General features: G+C 70.5%; 17 protein-coding genes. 1 reads left to right on the top strand and 16 read right to left on the bottom strand.

Features of this window, described 5'->3' with window-relative positions; genetic code table 11:
• Positions 1–84 precede the first annotated feature (84 nt).
• The gene (locus ACVWWH_RS13510; RefSeq protein WP_066498529.1) at positions 85–288 is read left to right on the top strand and encodes a cold-shock protein; all 204 of its coding nucleotides are present in this window, start codon (positions 85–87) and stop codon (positions 286–288) included.
• A 112-nt stretch (positions 289–400) separates the two neighbouring features.
• Here ACVWWH_RS13510 and ACVWWH_RS13515 read toward each other — a convergent pair whose 3' ends face one another.
• The 16 genes from ACVWWH_RS13515 to ACVWWH_RS13590 all read right to left on the bottom strand — a co-directional run bounded on the left by ACVWWH_RS13515 (position 401) and on the right by ACVWWH_RS13590 (position 17,053).
• Positions 401–2,908, bottom strand: a complete 2,508-nt coding sequence (locus ACVWWH_RS13515; RefSeq protein ID WP_457316912.1) for a bifunctional lysylphosphatidylglycerol flippase/synthetase MprF — start codon at positions 2,906–2,908, stop codon at positions 401–403.
• 82 nt (positions 2,909–2,990) lie between these two features.
• Positions 2,991–3,422 carry a DUF2550 domain-containing protein gene (locus tag ACVWWH_RS13520; RefSeq protein WP_066498535.1) on the bottom strand — a complete coding sequence of 144 codons (432 nt, stop codon included), beginning with the start codon at positions 3,420–3,422 and terminating at the stop codon, positions 2,991–2,993.
• Between the two features lie 10 nt (positions 3,423–3,432).
• Positions 3,433–3,714, bottom strand: a complete 282-nt coding sequence (locus tag ACVWWH_RS13525; protein WP_066498545.1) for a F0F1 ATP synthase subunit epsilon — start codon at positions 3,712–3,714, stop codon at positions 3,433–3,435.
• A 1-nt stretch (position 3,715) separates the two neighbouring features.
• Positions 3,716–5,167, bottom strand: a complete 1,452-nt coding sequence (gene atpD / locus ACVWWH_RS13530; RefSeq protein WP_066498546.1) for a F0F1 ATP synthase subunit beta — start codon at positions 5,165–5,167, stop codon at positions 3,716–3,718.
• A gap of 65 nt (positions 5,168–5,232) precedes the next feature.
• On the bottom strand, positions 5,233–6,123 hold the full coding sequence (locus tag ACVWWH_RS13535; RefSeq protein WP_066498548.1) for a F0F1 ATP synthase subunit gamma: 891 nt from the start codon (positions 6,121–6,123) through the stop codon (positions 5,233–5,235).
• Between the two features lie 77 nt (positions 6,124–6,200).
• Entirely contained in the window at positions 6,201–7,838 is a 1,638-nt protein-coding gene (atpA, locus tag ACVWWH_RS13540; protein ID WP_066498553.1) for a F0F1 ATP synthase subunit alpha, read from the bottom strand.
• A gap of 87 nt (positions 7,839–7,925) precedes the next feature.
• Complete coding sequence (locus tag ACVWWH_RS13545; RefSeq protein ID WP_457316913.1) at positions 7,926–8,759, bottom strand: F0F1 ATP synthase subunit delta; 834 nt, start codon at positions 8,757–8,759, stop codon at positions 7,926–7,928.
• A complete protein-coding gene (locus ACVWWH_RS13550; protein ID WP_066498562.1) occupies positions 8,759–9,310 on the bottom strand; it encodes a F0F1 ATP synthase subunit B in 552 nt (183 codons plus the stop codon). Before ACVWWH_RS13550 ends, ACVWWH_RS13545 begins: the two co-directional genes overlap by 1 nt.
• Before the next feature lie 53 nt (positions 9,311–9,363).
• A complete protein-coding gene (gene atpE, locus ACVWWH_RS13555) occupies positions 9,364–9,567 on the bottom strand; it encodes an ATP synthase F0 subunit C (protein ID WP_066498570.1) in 204 nt (67 codons plus the stop codon).
• Between the two features lie 68 nt (positions 9,568–9,635).
• Positions 9,636–10,436 (bottom strand): F0F1 ATP synthase subunit A, encoded by an 801-nt coding sequence (gene atpB, locus ACVWWH_RS13560; protein WP_066498577.1) that lies wholly within the window; start codon positions 10,434–10,436, stop codon positions 9,636–9,638.
• Between the two features lie 88 nt (positions 10,437–10,524).
• Positions 10,525–10,815, bottom strand: coding sequence for an AtpZ/AtpI family protein (locus tag ACVWWH_RS13565; protein WP_066498580.1), 291 nt, complete (start codon positions 10,813–10,815; stop codon positions 10,525–10,527).
• Positions 10,808–11,320: a hypothetical protein gene (locus tag ACVWWH_RS13570; RefSeq protein WP_457316914.1), complete on the bottom strand. Its 513-nt coding sequence runs from the start codon at positions 11,318–11,320 to the stop codon at positions 10,808–10,810. Before ACVWWH_RS13570 ends, ACVWWH_RS13565 begins: the two co-directional genes overlap by 8 nt.
• Positions 11,321–11,442: 122 nt before the next feature.
• A complete protein-coding gene (locus ACVWWH_RS13575; RefSeq protein ID WP_141305481.1) occupies positions 11,443–12,444 on the bottom strand; it encodes an MraY family glycosyltransferase in 1,002 nt (333 codons plus the stop codon).
• Positions 12,441–14,300, bottom strand: a complete 1,860-nt coding sequence (locus tag ACVWWH_RS13580; protein ID WP_457316915.1) for a polysaccharide biosynthesis protein — start codon at positions 14,298–14,300, stop codon at positions 12,441–12,443. The genes ACVWWH_RS13575 and ACVWWH_RS13580 overlap by 4 nt, the downstream gene beginning before the upstream one ends.
• A gap of 93 nt (positions 14,301–14,393) precedes the next feature.
• Positions 14,394–16,238 (bottom strand): glycosyltransferase, encoded by a 1,845-nt coding sequence (locus tag ACVWWH_RS13585; RefSeq protein WP_457316916.1) that lies wholly within the window; start codon positions 16,236–16,238, stop codon positions 14,394–14,396.
• Positions 16,235–17,053: an L-threonylcarbamoyladenylate synthase gene (locus tag ACVWWH_RS13590; RefSeq protein WP_457316917.1), complete on the bottom strand. Its 819-nt coding sequence runs from the start codon at positions 17,051–17,053 to the stop codon at positions 16,235–16,237. Before ACVWWH_RS13590 ends, ACVWWH_RS13585 begins: the two co-directional genes overlap by 4 nt.
• Positions 17,054–17,082 lie beyond the last annotated feature (29 nt).

The raw sequence follows: 17,082 nt of genomic DNA on the forward strand, positions 1-17,082 counted from the left end.
GGCCAACACCGGCCTCCTCGCGGAGTAACCCGGCCGGCACACAAGTGCCGGCGTCTCGTTGCAATCCACAGGAGAACGCAGGACATGGCACAGGGGACCGTCAAGTGGTTCAACGCCGAGAAGGGGTTCGGCTTCATTACCCCGGATAACGCCGAATCGGACGTCTTCGTCCACTATTCGGAGATCAAGGCGAACGGCTTCCGCACACTGGAGGAGAACCAGCGCGTCGAGTTCGAGATCGGCCAGGGGGCCAAGGGCCCGCAGGCCACCGGAGTCAGCGCCATCTGAGCAGCTGCACGCCGGCGCATGACGCGCAGGAGGGGTTCCGAATCTCGGGACCCCTCCTTTTTTCATGACCGATTACTGACCGGCGCTGTAAACATTCATGGGTGATGCCGAATTAGCTGACCATCTGGCGCAGGAGGCGCATCCGGTGCCGCATCGTGAGGCCGGGGAGATAGGCCTGGGCGAGGGCCTGGCCGATGGCCGGGAGCTGCAGCGGGTCCTGGTAGTACATATAGAGCGCGTGGTATTCGGGCTGGAAGCGCGACTTGAACTTCGCGAGGGAGCGGAAGCCGTAGACCGGCTCGAGGGCCTGGCCCACGGCGTTGAGCAGCCTCGAGAGCAGCTCGTCCCCGGCGTCCACCTCGGCCCGCTCCCCCGCGGGATCGGCAGCCAGCGGGGAGCCCGACAGCGAGATCCATTCGACGCTGCCCTTCAGCTCCGTCACGGCCGAGGCGATGAGGAACTCCATGACCCCCGGGAAGGCACCGGGCCCGCGGCGCATGAAGTCGAGCGTCCATCCGACGATCCGCGACTCCTGGTACACGGGCAGCCAGCTCGTCACGCCGTGGATCCGCCCCTCGGCGTCGACTGCGAGGCACAGGAGCACTTCCGGGTCGTCGAGTTCGTCGAGGCCGCCGAGGGTGAACCCCATCGCGGGAAGGGCCTTCTGGGCGGACCATTCCTCGGAGAGGGCGCTGAGCTGCTGGCGCTGTGACGGGCTGAGGTGGTGGTACCTGGTCCACACCGCGCTGACCCCCAGCTTCGCCGCCCGGTTGACGGCGGTCCTGACGTTCTGCCACTCCTTGCCGACGAATTCGAGCTCGCGGACCTTCAGGCGGGTCTCCTGGGCGACCTCGACGCGGTGGAATCCGCGCGCCCGCAGCACGGGCCACAGGTCGGCGGGCAGGGAGTAGAAGCACGGCACGAGCGCCGTGCGAGCGCAGTGGGCGATGAACTCGGTGACGACCGCCGAGGCGCGCTCCGGCTCCCCGATGGGCCCTGCCACCGAGAGCGCAACCCTCCCGTGCAGCTGGAAGGCGAGCCCGGCGGTCCCGTGCTCGTCGAACCAGAACCGGTTGGGCGGCCAGAGCGTCATCCAGGACAGGGATCCGCCGCCGCGCCGCACGAGGCTGCGGGCGAGCTGGAGGCTGCCGTCCCTCGCCCCCACAGACTGCCGCCCGCGGAGCACGACGACGGCCGCCAGGACGAGCGCGACGAGCCACAGGATCAGGCCGCTGTGGATGAAGAGCCAGAGCTCCGCGCCGCTCCGGTTCCGGAAGAGGGCGCCGTAGCTGCTCGGGATGGGCGAGGGCAGGTACTGGCGGACGAGCTCGGCGAGCAGCCCCCACGCGGACTCGCGCCGGCCCAGTCCCCCGCCCTGCCACCACAGGAGCGTGTAGGCGACGACGAGGCCTCCCGCGACGGCCCCGCCGACGGCGCCGAGGCGCCGGCGCATGCCGCGCTCGGTCTCCACGGGGAACAGGCCGCGGTTGGCCCACAGGATCGCCACGAGGGCCACCGCCGTCAGGGCGATGGGCAGCAGGTGCAGGAAGCCCGAGGCCAGCACGGTGAACCGCGGCCCGCGCGGCGCAGGCGGCATCCTGACGAACAGCGCAAGGTAGCCCACCGCGAGGGCGCCGACCGCGAGCTGGACGGCGATCGCGAGGCGCAGCGCAACCTTCCGCCCGCGCCGCAGTCCTTCCGCGCAGATCAGGAGGATGGCCATCGGCACGAGGGAGGTCACGTAGCCCTCGGGCGAGAGGAAGGCCGGCTGCGCAGCCTGGAGGCACGCGGTGTCGACCACTCCGCCGCAGTCCTGCTCGAGCTGGGCGAAGACGGGCATCGGGTTGAGCACCATGTCGCGGACGAGGGCGAGGGGCCCGGACGGGCTCCGTGTCAGCGCCGTGAGGACCGGGCCCACCGCCGCGAGGGTGACGACGACGACCACGATGTTGCGCCGCTCGCGCACGGACGGCAGGGCCAGATGCGAGTCGTGCCGCCAGCCGGCGGACCACCACGAGGCGGCGATGCCGAGCAGGGCGCCGATGAGGCCGAGCACGGTCTCGGAGTGGCCCACGTAGAGCGTGAGCATCGCGGCGATGCCCACCACGGCGGTGCGCAGCCGGCGCCGCCAGAGGACGCCGAGCGCGGGGGCGGCCGCCATGGCGGTGAACAGGGCGGCGGGATAGGGTCCAAGCACGGGGTCGTCGACCATCGAGCCGAGCCACCCGTCGCCCCCGATCCGGGCCAGCTGGGTGACCGCGAAGAACGCGGTGACGGAGGCGAAGTCGCCGAGGAAGAACAGGGCGGCGGCCTTGAGGGAACCGTAGGCCGTCTCGGCCACGGCGACGAGCACACCCACCACCACGGTCGCGGCGAGGTAGGCGACCGGGTTCGTGACGAAGAAGATCGAGGTCACGGCGCCCCACCACTGGCCGGAGCGCAGGGATCCGAGGTCGCCGCCCACCACGTCGAGCACCGCCGGCGGCGGGCCGGAGAGGATGCTCCCGGTGGCGATGCCGGCGATCCACATCACGGCGATGACTGCGAGGGTGAAGGGGATGCGACGGCCGCCGCGGGCGGCGGCCCGCGCGGCCTGGGCGAGCCTCCTGGCGCCGTTCACGGGTGTCCAGCCCCGGAGGCGGCGGCGCGGCGGCCGGGGAAACTCGACGGGGCTGCCATCACGCGGGAGGATGCCCCGGAGCTCAGCGCCACGTCCCGATGCCGATGACAGGTCCGGCCTCGAGCCACGAGGCGAGGCCGGCGTAGGCGTTGAAGTCCATGGCGAAGCGCACGCTCGCGCCCTGGTAGGCCAGCTCGACGATCACGACGTCGGCCTGCACCCTGGTGCGCTCGGCCTCGGTGGGCGATCGGCGCCCCAAGAGCTCCAGCGAGCTGCGCGTGAAGCGGTGCCGCGCGCGCGGGCTGAGGGAGAGGAGGTTGAACCATTCGAGCTCGGTGTCCTGATAACGGCATACCCCCATCCGCCACGGCCCGGAGGCCATGGAGATGGAGGCATCGACCGTGCCCAGGGTGCGCCGCAGGACTACGCGGCGCACCCCGAGGGCACAGAGCAGGGCTGCGAGGAGAACGAAGACCACTGCCAGGACGATGAACGGAATGGCGGAGTCGTCCATCGAGGTCTGGCTAACGGGTCCCCGCGGCCGATTCGCCGATCTGGGCGTTGTCGGCGACGATCACGACCCGGTCGGAATCGACGGAGAAGAAGCCGCCGTCCACCGTCGCCGTGATCCGCGAGCCGGAGACCGGCTCGATCACAATGTCGCCCGCATGCATGATCGCCAGGACGGGGGTGTGGCCGGGAAGGATCCCGATCTCACCGTCCGCCGTGCGGGCCTTGACCATCTTCGCCGGGCCGGACCACACGAAGTGGTCCGCCGCGACGATCTCGACCTCGAGCTCAGCCATGCTACTTGGTCTGGTCCTGGATCTTCGCCCAGTTGCGCTCGACGTCGTCGAGGCCGCCGACGTTGAAGAACGCCTGCTCGGCGATGTGGTCCAGCTCGCCGTCGCAGATGGCCTTGAAGCCCTCGATGGTGTCCTTGATGGACACGGTCGAGCCCTCGACACCGGTGAACTGCTTCGCGGTGTAGGTGTTCTGCGAGAGGAACTGCTGGATGCGGCGCGCACGGGCCACCACGATCTTGTCCTCTTCGGACAGCTCGTCGACACCGAGGATCGCGATGATGTCCTGCAGCTCCTTGTTCTTCTGGAGGATCTGCTTGACCCGCACGGCGGTGTCGTAGTGGTCCTGACCGATGTACTGCGGGTCGAGGATGCGCGAGGTCGACGTCAGCGGGTCGACGGCCGGGTACAGGCCGCGCGAGGCGATCTCACGCGAGAGCTCGGTCGTCGCGTCGAGGTGCGCGAACGTCGTCGCCGGAGCCGGGTCGGTGTAGTCGTCGGCCGGGACGTAGATGGCCTGCATCGACGTGATCGAGTGGCCGCGCGTCGACGTGATGCGCTCCTGGAGGAGGCCCATCTCGTCGGCGAGGTTCGGCTGGTAGCCCACGGCGGAGGGCATGCGGCCGAGCAGCGTCGACACCTCGGAGCCCGCCTGGGTGAAGCGGAAGATGTTGTCGATGAAGAGCAGCACGTCCTGGTTCTGGACATCGCGGAAGTACTCCGCCATGGTCAGGGCCGAGAGCGCGACGCGCAGGCGCGTGCCCGGGGGCTCGTCCATCTGGCCGAACACGAGGGCGGTGTCCTTGAGCACCCCTGCCTCGTCCATCTCGACCCAGAGGTCGTTGCCCTCGCGGGTGCGCTCGCCCACGCCGGCGAACACGGACGTGCCGCCGAAGTTGCGGGCCACACGGGTGATCATCTCCTGGATGAGCACGGTCTTGCCGACGCCGGCGCCGCCGAACAGGCCGATCTTGCCACCCTTGATGTACGGGGTGAGCAGGTCGATGACCTTGATGCCGGTCTCCAGCATCTCAGTGGAGCCCTCGAGCTGGGCGAAGGAGGGGGCCTTGCGGTGGATCGGCCAGTGGTCGGCGGCCTGGATCTCCGACTCGGCGACGTCGAGCGGCTTGCCGAGGACGTTGAAGATGTGGCCCTTGACGCCGTCGCCGACGGGGACCGAGATCGGGGCGCCGGTGTCGACGACCTTGGTGCCGCGGACGAGGCCGTCGGTGGCCTGCAGGGAGATCGCGCGCACGAGGTTGTCGCCGAGGTGCTGGGCGGTCTCGAACGTGATCTCGCGCGTGTGGTCGCCGAGGGTGATCGTGGTCGTCAGCGCGTTGTAGATCTCCGGGATCGCGTCGGCCGGGAACTCGACGTCGACAACCGGCCCGATCACGCGGGCAATGCGGCCCGTCGCGCCAGCGGTCGCAACCGCTTCAGAGGCAGTGGCAGTCATCTCTCTCACTTCTTCAGTAGATGCGTTGATTCAGTCTAGGTGGTGTGTACGAGCGCGTCCGTGGCTCAGGCGCTGAGCGCGTCGGCGCCGGCGATGATCTCCGTCAGCTCCTGCGTGATCTCCGCCTGGCGGGCGGTGTTGCGCAGCCGCGTGTACTTCTTGATGAGCTCGGTCGCGTTGTCGCCGGCGTTCTTCATGGCGCGCTGGCGGGAGGCGAGCTCGCTCGCCGCGGCCTGGAGCATCGCCGCGAAGATCCGCGATTCGATGTACCGCGGCAGCAGCGCGTCGAGCACCTGCTCGGGCTCGGGCTCGTACTCGTAGAGGGGCAGGATCTCCTTCGCGTCCTTCGCCTCCTCCTCGACGACCTCGAGGGGAAGCAGCCGGATCACGGTGGGCACCTGCACCACCATCGACTTGAACTGGGTGTAGACGACGTGGATCTCGTCGACCCCGCCGTCCTCGTATGCGGTCGCGAAGGCGTCGAGCAGCACGCGGCTGATCTCCTTGGCCGTCGCGAACTCGGGGTTGTCCGTGTTGCCGGTCCACACCCGCTCGTAGGGGCGGTTGCGGAAGTCGAAGTAGGCCTGGCCCTTGCGGCCCACCAGGTAGGTGGCGATCTCCTTGCCCTCAGAGCGGAGGAGCTCGGCCAGGGACTCGGCCTGCTTCATGATGCTGGCCGAGTAGGCGCCGGCCTGGCCTCGGTCTGCCGTGAGGACCAGCACCGCCGCGCGCCGCACCTGGGTGGGCTCGGTGGTCAGCGGGTGGTCGATCTCGGACGAAGAGGAGACAGCAGAAACGGCGCGGGTAATGGCATTCGCGTACGGCAGGGAGGCGGCCACGCGGGCGCGCGCCTTGCCGATGCGGGAGGTAGCAATCAGCTCCATCGCCTTGAACATCTTGCGCATCGACGACGTCGAGGCAATCTTCTGGCGGTAGACCCGGATCTGGGCTCCCATTCTTGTCCTTTCCTCACCCTCGCCGACCGGCCGGGCCGGAGCCGTGGGCCCCGGCCCGACCGATCAGCTGCAGGGAATCAGCGCTTCTGCTTGACGATCTTTTCCTGGTTGACGTCGCCTTCGGCAAGAGCATCGTGCTCCTCGTGCCCGGCGCCGACCAGCAGGCTGTCGCCCTGGCCGAAGAAGCCCTTCTTGAACTCCGTGACGGCGGTCTTGAGGGCCTCGACGGTGTCGTCCTCGAGCTTGCCCGTCTGGGCCAGCGTCGTCAGGATCGACGTCTTGCGCTTGAGGTAGTCCAGGAAGTCAGCCTCGAAGCGGCGCACGTCCTCGACGGGGACGTCGTCGAGGTAGCCGCGCGTACCGGCCCAGATGGACACGACCTGCTCCTCGACCGGGAACGGCGAGTACTGGCCCTGCTTGAGCAGCTCCATGAGGCGGGCGCCACGGGTGAGCTGCTGGCGGGACGCCGCGTCGAGGTCGGACGCGAACATCGCGAACGCCTGCATGTCGCGGTACTGGGCGAGGTCCAGCTTCAGCGTGCCGGAGACCGACTTCATCGACTTCACCTGCGCGGCGCCGCCGACGCGGGAGACCGAGATGCCGACGTCGACCGCGGGACGCTGGTTGGCGTTGAACAGGTCGGACTGCAGGAAGATCTGCCCGTCGGTGATGGAGATGACGTTGGTCGGGATGTACGCCGAGACGTCGTTCGCCTTCGTCTCGATGATCGGCAGGCCGGTCATCGAGCCTGCACCGAGCTCGTCCGAGAGCTTCGCGCAGCGCTCGAGGAGGCGGGAGTGCAGGTAGAACACGTCGCCCGGGTACGCCTCGCGGCCCGGCGGGCGGCGGAGGAGCAGGGAAACCGCGCGGTACGCCTCGGCCTGCTTCGAGAGGTCATCGAAGATGATGAGGACGTGCTTGCCGCCGTACATCCAGTGCTGGCCGATGGCCGAGCCGGCGTAGGGGGCAAGGTACTTGAAGCCGGCGGGATCGGACGCCGGGGAGGCGACGATCGTCGTGTACTCGAGGGCACCGTGGTCCTCGAGGGTCTGGCGCACGGCGGCGATCGTTGAGGCCTTCTGGCCGATCGCGACGTAGATGCAGCGGACCTGCTTGGTGACATCGCCCGAGGCCCAGTTCGCCTTCTGGTTGATGATCGTGTCCACCGCGATGGCGGTCTTGCCCGTCTGGCGGTCGCCGATGATCAGCTGGCGCTGGCCGCGCCCGATCGGGATCATCGCGTCGATGGCCTTGAGGCCGGTCTGCATCGGCTCGTGGACCGACTTGCGCTGGGTCACGCCGGGCGCCTGGAGCTCGAGCGCGCGGGTAGCCTCCGCCGCGATCGGGCCCAGGTCGTCGATGGGGGCGCCGAGCGGGTCCACGACGCGTCCGAGGAAGGCGTCGCCGACGGGCACGGAGAGGATCTGGCCGGTGCGGTGCACCTCCTGGCCCTCCTCGATGCCGCCGAAGTCACCGAGGACGATGACGCCGATCTCGCGGACGTCGAGGTTCTGGGCCAGGCCCAGGGTGCCGTCCTCGAACCGGAGGAGTTCGTTCGCCATGACCGAGGGAAGCCCCTCGACACGGGCGATGCCGTCTCCGGCGGAGGTGACGCGGCCGACCTCGACGCGCTCAGCCGTGCCGGGCTGGTAGGAAGCCGCGAAGTCGTTCAGCGCGCTGCGGACGTCGTCGGCATTGATGGTCAATTCGGCCATCTTCAGTCCTGCTCTCTTGATCTCGTGGTCATCGAAAGCGGAACTGCTGCGATGACCGGATTGTCTTGTACGGAGTGTGCTGATGCCTCAGCGTGCCTGGGCGGCCAGCTGACGTCGCAGGTCGCCGAGCCGCGTCACCGTCGAGGCATCGAGCACCTCGTCGCCGACCGTCACGCGGAGGCCGCCGACGAGCGAGGGTTCCACGGTCGTGTTGATCTTCAGCTCGCGCCCGTAGAGGGTGTTGAGCCCGTCCTGGAGCCGCTTCAGCTGCCCCTCGCCCAGAGGACGCGCGACGGCGACGTCGGCGATCCAGCGCTTCTGGCGGCCAGCGGCGAGGGACGCGAACTTCTCCACGAGGGCCGTCGGCTTGGCGCCGCGCGGGGCGGACACCGCCTGGCCGATGAGCAGCCGGGCCTCCTCGGACGCCTCCGGCACGAGCCGCAGGGCGAGGGTGCGCCGGGCCTCCGGGGAGGCCTGCTGCTCGGTCAGGGCGGCCTGGAGCTCGTGGTTGCCCTCGACGGTGTTGTTGAACGCGAACAGGTCGTTCTGGAGCTTCTCCAGCCCGCTGAGTCCGCTCGCGGTCCCCGCGCCCTGCTCGGCCACGGCGCATGCCACGGTCGAGGCGATGGTCTCGAGCGCATCGCTGATGTCGCGCGCGCCGGCCCACCGCGAGGCGGCGAGCTTGGCCGTGATCTCCACGGCCTCGCCCGAGGCCTTGCCGTCCAGCAGGCTGTGCACGAGGGCCGACTTCTCCGCGCCCTCACGGGACGGGTCGGTCAGCGCGCGCCGAAGCCCGGCGGAGCCGTCGAGGACGGCGAGGATGCCGAAGAGCTCCCGCGCCAGCGACAGCGAGGCCGTGGGCAGCGTGGTCTCCAGGTCCGCCAGCTCGGCGGCCAGCGATTCGCTCGATGCTCCTGCCATTACTTCGCCGCACCTGCGTTCTGGGACTCCAGCTCGTCGAGGAAGCGGTCCACCACACGGGCGGCGCGCGCATCGTCGTCGAGGGACTCACCGACGATCCGGCCGGCCAGGGTCGTGGCCAGGGTGCCCACCTCGGAGCGGAGCGACGCAACAGCCTGCTGGCGCTCGGCCTCGATCTGGACGTGCGCCTGCTCGGTGATGCGGGCGGCCTCGGCGGCAGCCTTCTCCTTGAGCTCGGCGAGGATCTGGGCGCCCTCGGCGCGGGCCTCTTCGCGGATGCGGTTGGCCTCGGTGCGGGCGTCGGTGAGCTGCTGCTTGTACTCCTCGAGGGCTGCGGACGCCTCCGCCTGGGCCTTCTCTGCCTTGGCGATGCCCCCCTCGATGGCCTCGGCGCGCTCCGCGAACGTCTTCTCGAACGCGGGAACGACGAACTTGACCACGATGAAGAGCAGGACGGCGAAGCCGACAGCAACGACCAGGATTTCCCACCAGCTCGGCATGAGCGGGCTCTGGGCGCCCTCGGTGGCGGCGCTAACAATGAACTGATGCATGTGTTGCACCCCTCCTATCTACTCGGTTCTGGCTGTGTGTGCCGTGTTCTGGGTCAGAGAACGAAGGCGAACACGAGGCCGAGGATCGCGAGCGCCTCGGTGAGCGCAAGGCCGAGGAAGGCGATCGGCTGGAGCACGCGCTGCGCCTCCGGCTGGCGGGCCACGCCATTGATGTAGGCCGCAAAGACGAGACCCACGCCGATGGCACCGCCGATGGCGGAGAGACCGTAGCCGACGAGGTTGAGGTTGCCGGTCATTGTGTTCCTTTCAGGCTGCCCTGGAGGGCGGGTTGAGTGATCGGTTCATCCCCCGTGAAGGGGAAGTCTCAGTGGGCGTCCGCGTGGAGCGCGCCCTGAATGTAGATGGCAGTCAGAAGCGTGAAGACGTACGCCTGCAGCACCATGATCAGCGCCTCGAGCATGTACATCGCGGTCGCGCCGACGAGCACGAGCAGCGACGTCCCCTTGAGGACCACGCTCTCCTGCGCGATGAGGAACGCGATGCCGGACCCCGCCAGCGCGACCACGAGGTGGCCGGCGAGCATGGTCGCGAAGAGACGGAGGCTGTGCGTCATCGGGCGGACGATGAAGTTCGAGATGATCTCGATCGGGACGACGATCGGCAGGATGTACCACGGCACCCCCGCGGGGACCACGGTGAGCTTGAGGAACCGCGCGCCGAACTTCTTCAGGCCGACGCCGATCCACGTCACGTAGACGAGCGCCGCGAGGAAGTACGCGCCGCCGACGTGGGACATCGTGGGCAGCTGGAAGAACGGGATCGCGCCGTAGATGTTGTTCACGAGGATGAAGAAGAACAGCGCGAAGAGCAGGGGCACGAACTTCATGAAGTCCTTGCCGCCGATGATGTCCTTGCCGATCGAGTTGCGCACGAACCCGTAGAGGTACTCCCCGGCGAACTGGAGCTTGCCGGGGACCAGCTGGCCCTTGCGGGAGGCCGCGATGAAGAACCAGGCGATGAAGACGACGGAGAGCAGGACCATGAGCATCTGCTTCGAGAAGCCCTCGTGCGCGCCCCAGGGGAAGATGGCCGGGAGGTGCATGTCCTCGAGGGTGGGCGGGGTGAAGGCGCCGGAGTCTTCGGCCGGAAGCGTGAGCGGGGTCAACGCGATTCCTCTCTGCAGTGTCCATCGTCGGGCAGATGCTGGGGCGAGTGGCTTCGACCCCCACATGTGAAATTTTTCGGGTGCTCCATCAGCGACGGTCCGCCTCGGCGTCATCGCCTGGGCCCTGATGCTCAGCGGGGCCCGTTCGGTGCGTGAAGAGCCCATGCTTCATGGTCAGGTAGATGCCGCCGGCAATCCCCACCAGAGCGCCAGCGAGCACAAGCCAGCGCGTTTTCAGGAGATTGTCCAGCCCCCACCCTATCAAACTCCAGACAACGATCCCGCCAATCACATAGCTGAAGACGGCCATTCCGGAGTTGTAGCCGCCGTCGCCGGAAGGCTCGACGGGGCCCTGCTGGGGCGTGGTGTCCTCAGGCACGGGGACCCTCCTTCCCGGACGACGGCGCGGCGTCGCCACCGGTGCCATCGGCCGCCGGAGCGTCGTCGAAGATCTGCAGGCGGAGCCTGCTGAAGCGGTAGAGCTCGGCCGCCTGCCAGACGACGACGCTCACGATCCCGGCGGCGCCGAACCACGGGCGGTCGATCCAGGCCGGGGTGCCGATCCAGAGCAGGATCGCGGCGAAGCCGACGATCTTGAGCACGTAGACCACGGCGAAGACGCCGATGGCCCCCGACGGGTTCCGCCGCCCCACGAGATGCCCTGCGATGAGGCTCAGGGCGAAGAACGCGATCACGATCACGGCCGCGAAGGCCACGCTCGCCGCGGCCGCGGGGCCGGTGGACACCAGGGCCGCCGCCACGAGCAGGACCGCTGCCGCGGCGGACGCCGCCGTGCAGGTGCCGGCGAGGCCGAGCCACGGGGTGGGTCCGGGGTCGGAGCGGCCGACGCGGGGACGGCCGAAGAAGCCGTGCCGGTGCGTCATGGGGTCCATTTCATGCCAATTCGTCGGCGGCCTGCTGCCAGGAGGCCGGCGGGGGTGGGTGCCCTCCTATTCTACACAGGATAGAAGAGGTTCCCGCCGCCCGGCGGGGCCGGGGCGCGCCGTCAGGAGGCGGGGCGTGCCCGGCGGGCGCGCAGCCAGGCCGGGGAGGTCAGGTAGGCCACGAGGACGGCGGCGGTCACCACCTGGGCGGCGAACACCCCGCCCGACGGCGCGGTCGCCGCGTAGAAGCCCGCGAGTCCGGTCAGGACGGAGGCCGCGGTGACCAGGAGCGCGACCTCGAGGTGCCGCAGGCCGTTGTCGGTGAGCCGCTGGTACACGTGCTCCCGGTGCGAGGCGTACCAGCGCTTGCCCTGCAGGGTGCGCCGCACGAGCGTCGCGAAGGTGTCGGCCAGGTAGACGAGCACGGGCGAGAAGACGTACTCGAGCGGGAGCTGGGCGAGGAATGCGGCGACCGCGGTGAGCGAGATCCCCGCCCCGAGCAGGTAGCTGCCCACGTCGCCCATGAACATCGACCCGCGCAGGACGTTCCACGGGAGGAACCCCGCGAAGGAGGCCGCGAGCAGCACGCCCGCTGCGACGAGCCAGCCGTGTCCGGTGGCGGCGCCTGCGGCGGCGTAGAGGATGCCCACGGCGACGGCGTGCAGCCCCGAGATGCCGTTGATCCCGTCCATGAAGTTGGCGACGTTGATGTAGGCGGCCACGGCCACCATGCCGAGCGGGAGCCACCACAGGCCCTTGCCCGTCACGAGGATGATCGCGAGGGTGCCCGCGAAGCCGACCGCGAGCTGCAGGGCGGCCCGGCTCTTGATCCGCAGGCCCCGCAGGTCCTCTGCCCACCCCACGGCGGCGGCCGCGACGGTGCCCGCGACGACGCACGCGGCCAGCCCGGCGCCGTCGTCCGCGAGGCCCGCCGCGAAGGCGACGGCCCAGCCCGCGAGCAGGCCCATCCCGATGGTCAGCCCGAGCCCCCGCACGGTGGGACGGGTGTGGGAGGAGCGCTCGCCCGGGACGTCGATGACCCCGAGGCGCGTCAGCACGGGCCGGGCAAGGACGGGCAGCGCGGCGCTGACCGCGAAGGCCAGCGCCGCGGCGAGGACGATCACGCTGCCCCCGACCCCGGAATGACCTCGTGCGAGAGCTCGGTCTCCTCCTGCACCTGGGCCTCGATCATCGCCTCCTCCGTGCGCGCGCACTCGGCGAGCCAGCGGTCGTAATCGAGGCGGTCCGGGGCGATGCCGGACGAGGTCGCGTGGGAGATCTTGGGGTGGAGGGGCCGCACGTCGGCGACGTCGGGGTCCACGAGGTCCTCGTGCAGCTTCTCCGCTGGCCGCAGCCCGGTGAAGACGACGTCGATGTCCTTGCCGGACATCGCGATCATCCGCTCCGCCACATCGAGGATGCGGACCGGTTCCCCCATGTCGAGGATGAGCACCTCTCCCCCGCTGCCGATCGCACCGGCCTGGATGACGAGCTGGCATGCCTCGGGGATGGTCATGAAGAAGCGGGTGACCTCGGGATGGGTGACCGTCACCGGGCCGCCGGTGCGGATCTGCTCGGAGAAGAGCGGGAGCATCGAGCCGCGCGAGCCCATGACGTTGCCGAAGCGGACCGAGACGTAGCGCCGTCCGGTGCGCCCCGCCATCCACGCGGTGAGGCGCTCGGCCATCCGCTTGGAGTGCCCCAGGACGGTGGTGGGGGCCGCGGCCTTGTCGGTGGAGACGTTCACGAACGCCTCGACCCCGACCGCCTCGGCTGCCCGCAGGACGTTGAGCGTTCCGACGACGTTGGTCTTCCACGCCTCGGCGGGGTACTGCTGGAGCAGCGGCGCGTGCTTGAGCGCGGCGGCGTGGAAGACGACCTCAGGACGCCGGTCGCGGAAGACGCGGGTGAGCCCCTCGGCGTCGCGGATGCTCACGAGCACCGTGTCCCGGCCGTCGAGCAGGCCGCGGCCCGTCAGGGAAATCTGGGTGGCCTGGAGGGCGGTCTCGTCGTGGTCGACCATGATGAGCTCGGCCGGGGCGAAGGGGTGGATCTGGCGGCACAGCTCGGAGCCGATCGAGCCGCCAGCGCCCGTGACGAGGACGCGCTTGCTGGTGATGTAGCCGGCGATCTCCTCGACCTTGATGTCCACCGGCCGCCGGCCGATGAGGTCCTCGACCGCGACCTCGCGGAAGTCAGTGACGCTGTGCGCGCCGCCGCCGAGCATGTCCTTCAGCGGGGGGAGCACGAGCACCTTCACTCCCAGCCCTGCCACGCGGTCCGACACCCCGCGGATGAACGCGGCGTCGGCCGCGGCGAAGGCGAGGATGAGCGCCGTCGACCGCGTCCGGCGGATGAGCTCGGGGAGGTCCTCGCCGGTGCCGAGGACCTGGACCGAGGAGACCCGCAGGTGCTTCTTGGCGGGGTCGTCGTCGATGAAGCCGGCCGGGTAGTACGGCGACTTCGGGTCCTGCATCATCCGGGTGACGAGGTTCGAGCCGAGGAAGCCGGCGCCGTAGACGAGCGCCTGCTGGGCGTTCTCCCCCGGCTTCTGCCGGCTCTCGACCCACATGCGCTTCGCGTACCGGCTCGCCGCCATGAACAGCGCGGCGAACGGGAACGCGATGACGCCCGTGCTGCGCGGGATCTGCAGGCTGAAGCCGAGGAAGGTGCTCAGGAGCACGAGGATCGTGGCCACGATGAGCGTGACCGAGACCAGGAGCCTGGCCTCCTCGAACGAGCCGAAGCTGTACCGGCCCTGGTAGAGGGCCATGCTGAAGCCGACGACTGCCTGGCACAGGATGGCGAGCAGGCTGAACGCCGCGACGCCGTTGGGCGTGAGGGTCTGCTCGGTGAGCTCGTAGCGGAGGACGACGGCGACGAGGATGGCCAGCGTCCATGCTCCGGCATCCAGGACGAACTGGATCCAGCGCCACAGCACCGGCCTCGGGGCCTCCGGCGTTGTTGCGGAGAAGCTCATGCGCGTTTCATTGACTCTCTTCCGTGGGGGCCCCGGCGTGTGCCCCGCGTGCGTGTCCAAGATACTCTGCCGTGCCGGACGGCGCGTCCAGTCTCAGCTCCGCGGCGCGACCATGCGCCGGTACCGCCCGGCGCGCACCGAGGTGGGCAGGAAGCGGTACACGGCGCGGATGCCCACGTTGCGCAGCCAGTCGGCGCGCGTGATGAAGCCGCCGGCCAGGAGCTGGTCCTGGGTGGCGACATCGTTCGCGAGCACGCGCAGGCCGCCGCGCCGTTCGTACGCGCCGCCGGAGACCCGGTAGCGCACGAGCGGTTCGGCGAGGTTCCGCACGGCGGCGCCCGCGGCGATCATCCGCACCCACAGCCAGTAGTCCTCGGCCGCCGGCACCGACTGGTACCCGCCCACCGCCTCGGCGGCGGCGCGGCGGAAGACGACCGTGGGGTGCGAGATCGGGTTGCGGGCCCGGGCGGCCGCGACGATCTGCGGCGGCGAGGTGGGGACCGAGCGCGTCGCGAGGACCGCCGCCTCGTCGTCGCCGATCTCCTCCATCGCGCTGCCGACGAGGTCGGCGCCGGCCTCGATGACGGGCAGCTGGGCCGCGAACCGGCGCGGCAGCGAGATGTCGTCCGCGTCGGCGCGGGCGACCACCGCGTGGCGGCACGCCGCCAGGCCGAGGCCCAGCGCCGCGGTGATGCCGACGTTCGACGGCAGGGCCAGCACGGTCACCGACGTGGCCGGTCCCGCGATGGCCTGCGCGTCGTCGAGGGCGGCCTGGAGCTCGGCGTGCACCGGTCCGTCGCGCACGATCACCGCCTCCGCCGGCGGCCGCTCCTGCTCGGCGGTGCTCGAGGCGAGGGCGCGCCGGAAGCGGTCGGCGGTGTCGCCGTCGTATACCGGCAGCAGGAGGCTGAACGGCTCCCCCGCCGGAAGCGGCGCCGCGGGCGGCAGCGCCGGCACGGGCCGCAGCGGGTAGATGCCCGCGAGGACCTCGGCGTTGCTGCGCGGCGCGCGGAGGGCGTCGCGCAGGCCGCGCGCGAGGCACCCCGCGAGGAGGCGCCGGTCGGCGGACTTGGCGAAGGTCCGGGCCCAGATCCGGGCCGTCGCGTACGCGTACGCGAGCCGCTCCCACGGGGCGAGGGAATGCGTGCGTCCGTAGAGCCAGAACCGGTTGCGGACCTCGTAGTAGAACCGCGGGCCCGGGTCCACGTCGGTCGTGCCGAACTTCTTGGTGTGATGCGTCACGACGGAGGCCGGGATTTGGATCGCGTCGTGGAAGCGGGCCAGCCGCGTCGTGTACTCGAAGTCGTCGCCCCACAGGAAGTAGTCCGCGACCGGCAGGCCGAGCGCCCGCACCGCGTCTCCGGAGAGGAAGCACGAGACGAACGACGCGCTGCGGATGGGGCGGGCGCCGACTGCCGCGGCGCGGCGGCGCTGCGTGGCGGTGACGCCGAGCCGCTCCCGCATGGAGTTCATGGGGTGCTCGCGCCCGTCGGACCAGACCACGTGGCTGGCGAGCACGGTGGGCCGGTGCTCGGGGGCCTGCGCGTACCGGGTCCACGCGTCGACGGCCGCGGCGAGGGTGTCGGCGTGCGGCTCGGTGTCGTCGTCCATGACCCACACGAGGTCGGCATCGTGGTCGAGCACGGCCCGCTCGATCCCCACGGTGAAGCCGCCGGCGCCGCCCACGTTGGTGCCGAGCTCCACGAGGTCGATCGCCAGCGGGGTCTGCAGCGTGCGGACGAACTCGGCCGAGCCGTCCGTCGAGGCGTTGTCCACGACCACCACGGCCGCGGGCAGCATGGTCCCCGACGCGAGTCCCGCGAGGGTGCGCGCGAGCAGCTTTCGGCGGTTGAAGCTCACGACGACGGCGACGACGCGCGGGGGCGCCTCCGCGGTCCCGGCTGGAAGGTGCTGGGGTGCGGTTCCCGTGGTGCTCATGCGGGCGGGAGGTCTGCCTGCTCGCCGGCGGCCGCGGCGGGCTGCTCGGCTGCGGCGTCACCAGCCGCTCCGGCCGGCTGCTCGGCTGCGGGCTCTGCTGCCACGGGCTCTGCGTCCGCCGGCTCGTGGACCGCGGGCTCCTCGCCCAGGCCGAGCACGTCCGGTGCGACCTCGCGGATCGCCTCGAGGCTGAGCGCGCCCTGGCGCACGACGCGCAGGTGCTCCCCCGTGCAGTCGATGATGGTCGAGGGCAGCCCCGCGGCCCCGCCGTCGTCCCCGTCGGCCGGGCGGAAGCCCTCCTCGAGGTAGACCTCCACGCTCTCGGCGAGCTGCTCGCGGGCCTCCGCTGCGGTCTGGGCCGCGGGATGGCCGGTGCGGTTGGCACTCGAGACGGCGAGCGGGCCCGTGATGGTCAGGAGCGCCTGGGCGAGCTCGTCGTCGGGGATGCGCAGGGCCACGGTCCCCTTGGTCTCCCCCAGGTCCCAGGTCAGCGAGGGCTGGGCGTGGAAGATGAGCGTGAGCGGACCCGGCCAGAACTTCTCGGCGAGGGCGCGGCCGGCGGCCGGCACCTCCGTCGCGAGGCCATCCATGGTCTGCAGGCGCGGGATGAGCACGGGCGGGGGCATGGAACGGCCGCGGCCCTTGGCGGCCAGGAGCGTGGCGACAGCCTGTGCGGAGAAGGCGTCGGCGGCGATGCCGTAGACCGTGTCGGTCGGCATCACGATGCACTGCTTCTGGGCGATCGCGCGCTGGGCGTGGGCGAGGCCCTCGGCGCGCTGCTGGGGATCGGTGCAGTTGTAGGTCGCGGTCGTCACGGCGACCATTCTTCCACGCACTCTGCCGT

The organism is Sinomonas sp. RB5, from assembly GCF_054063535.1.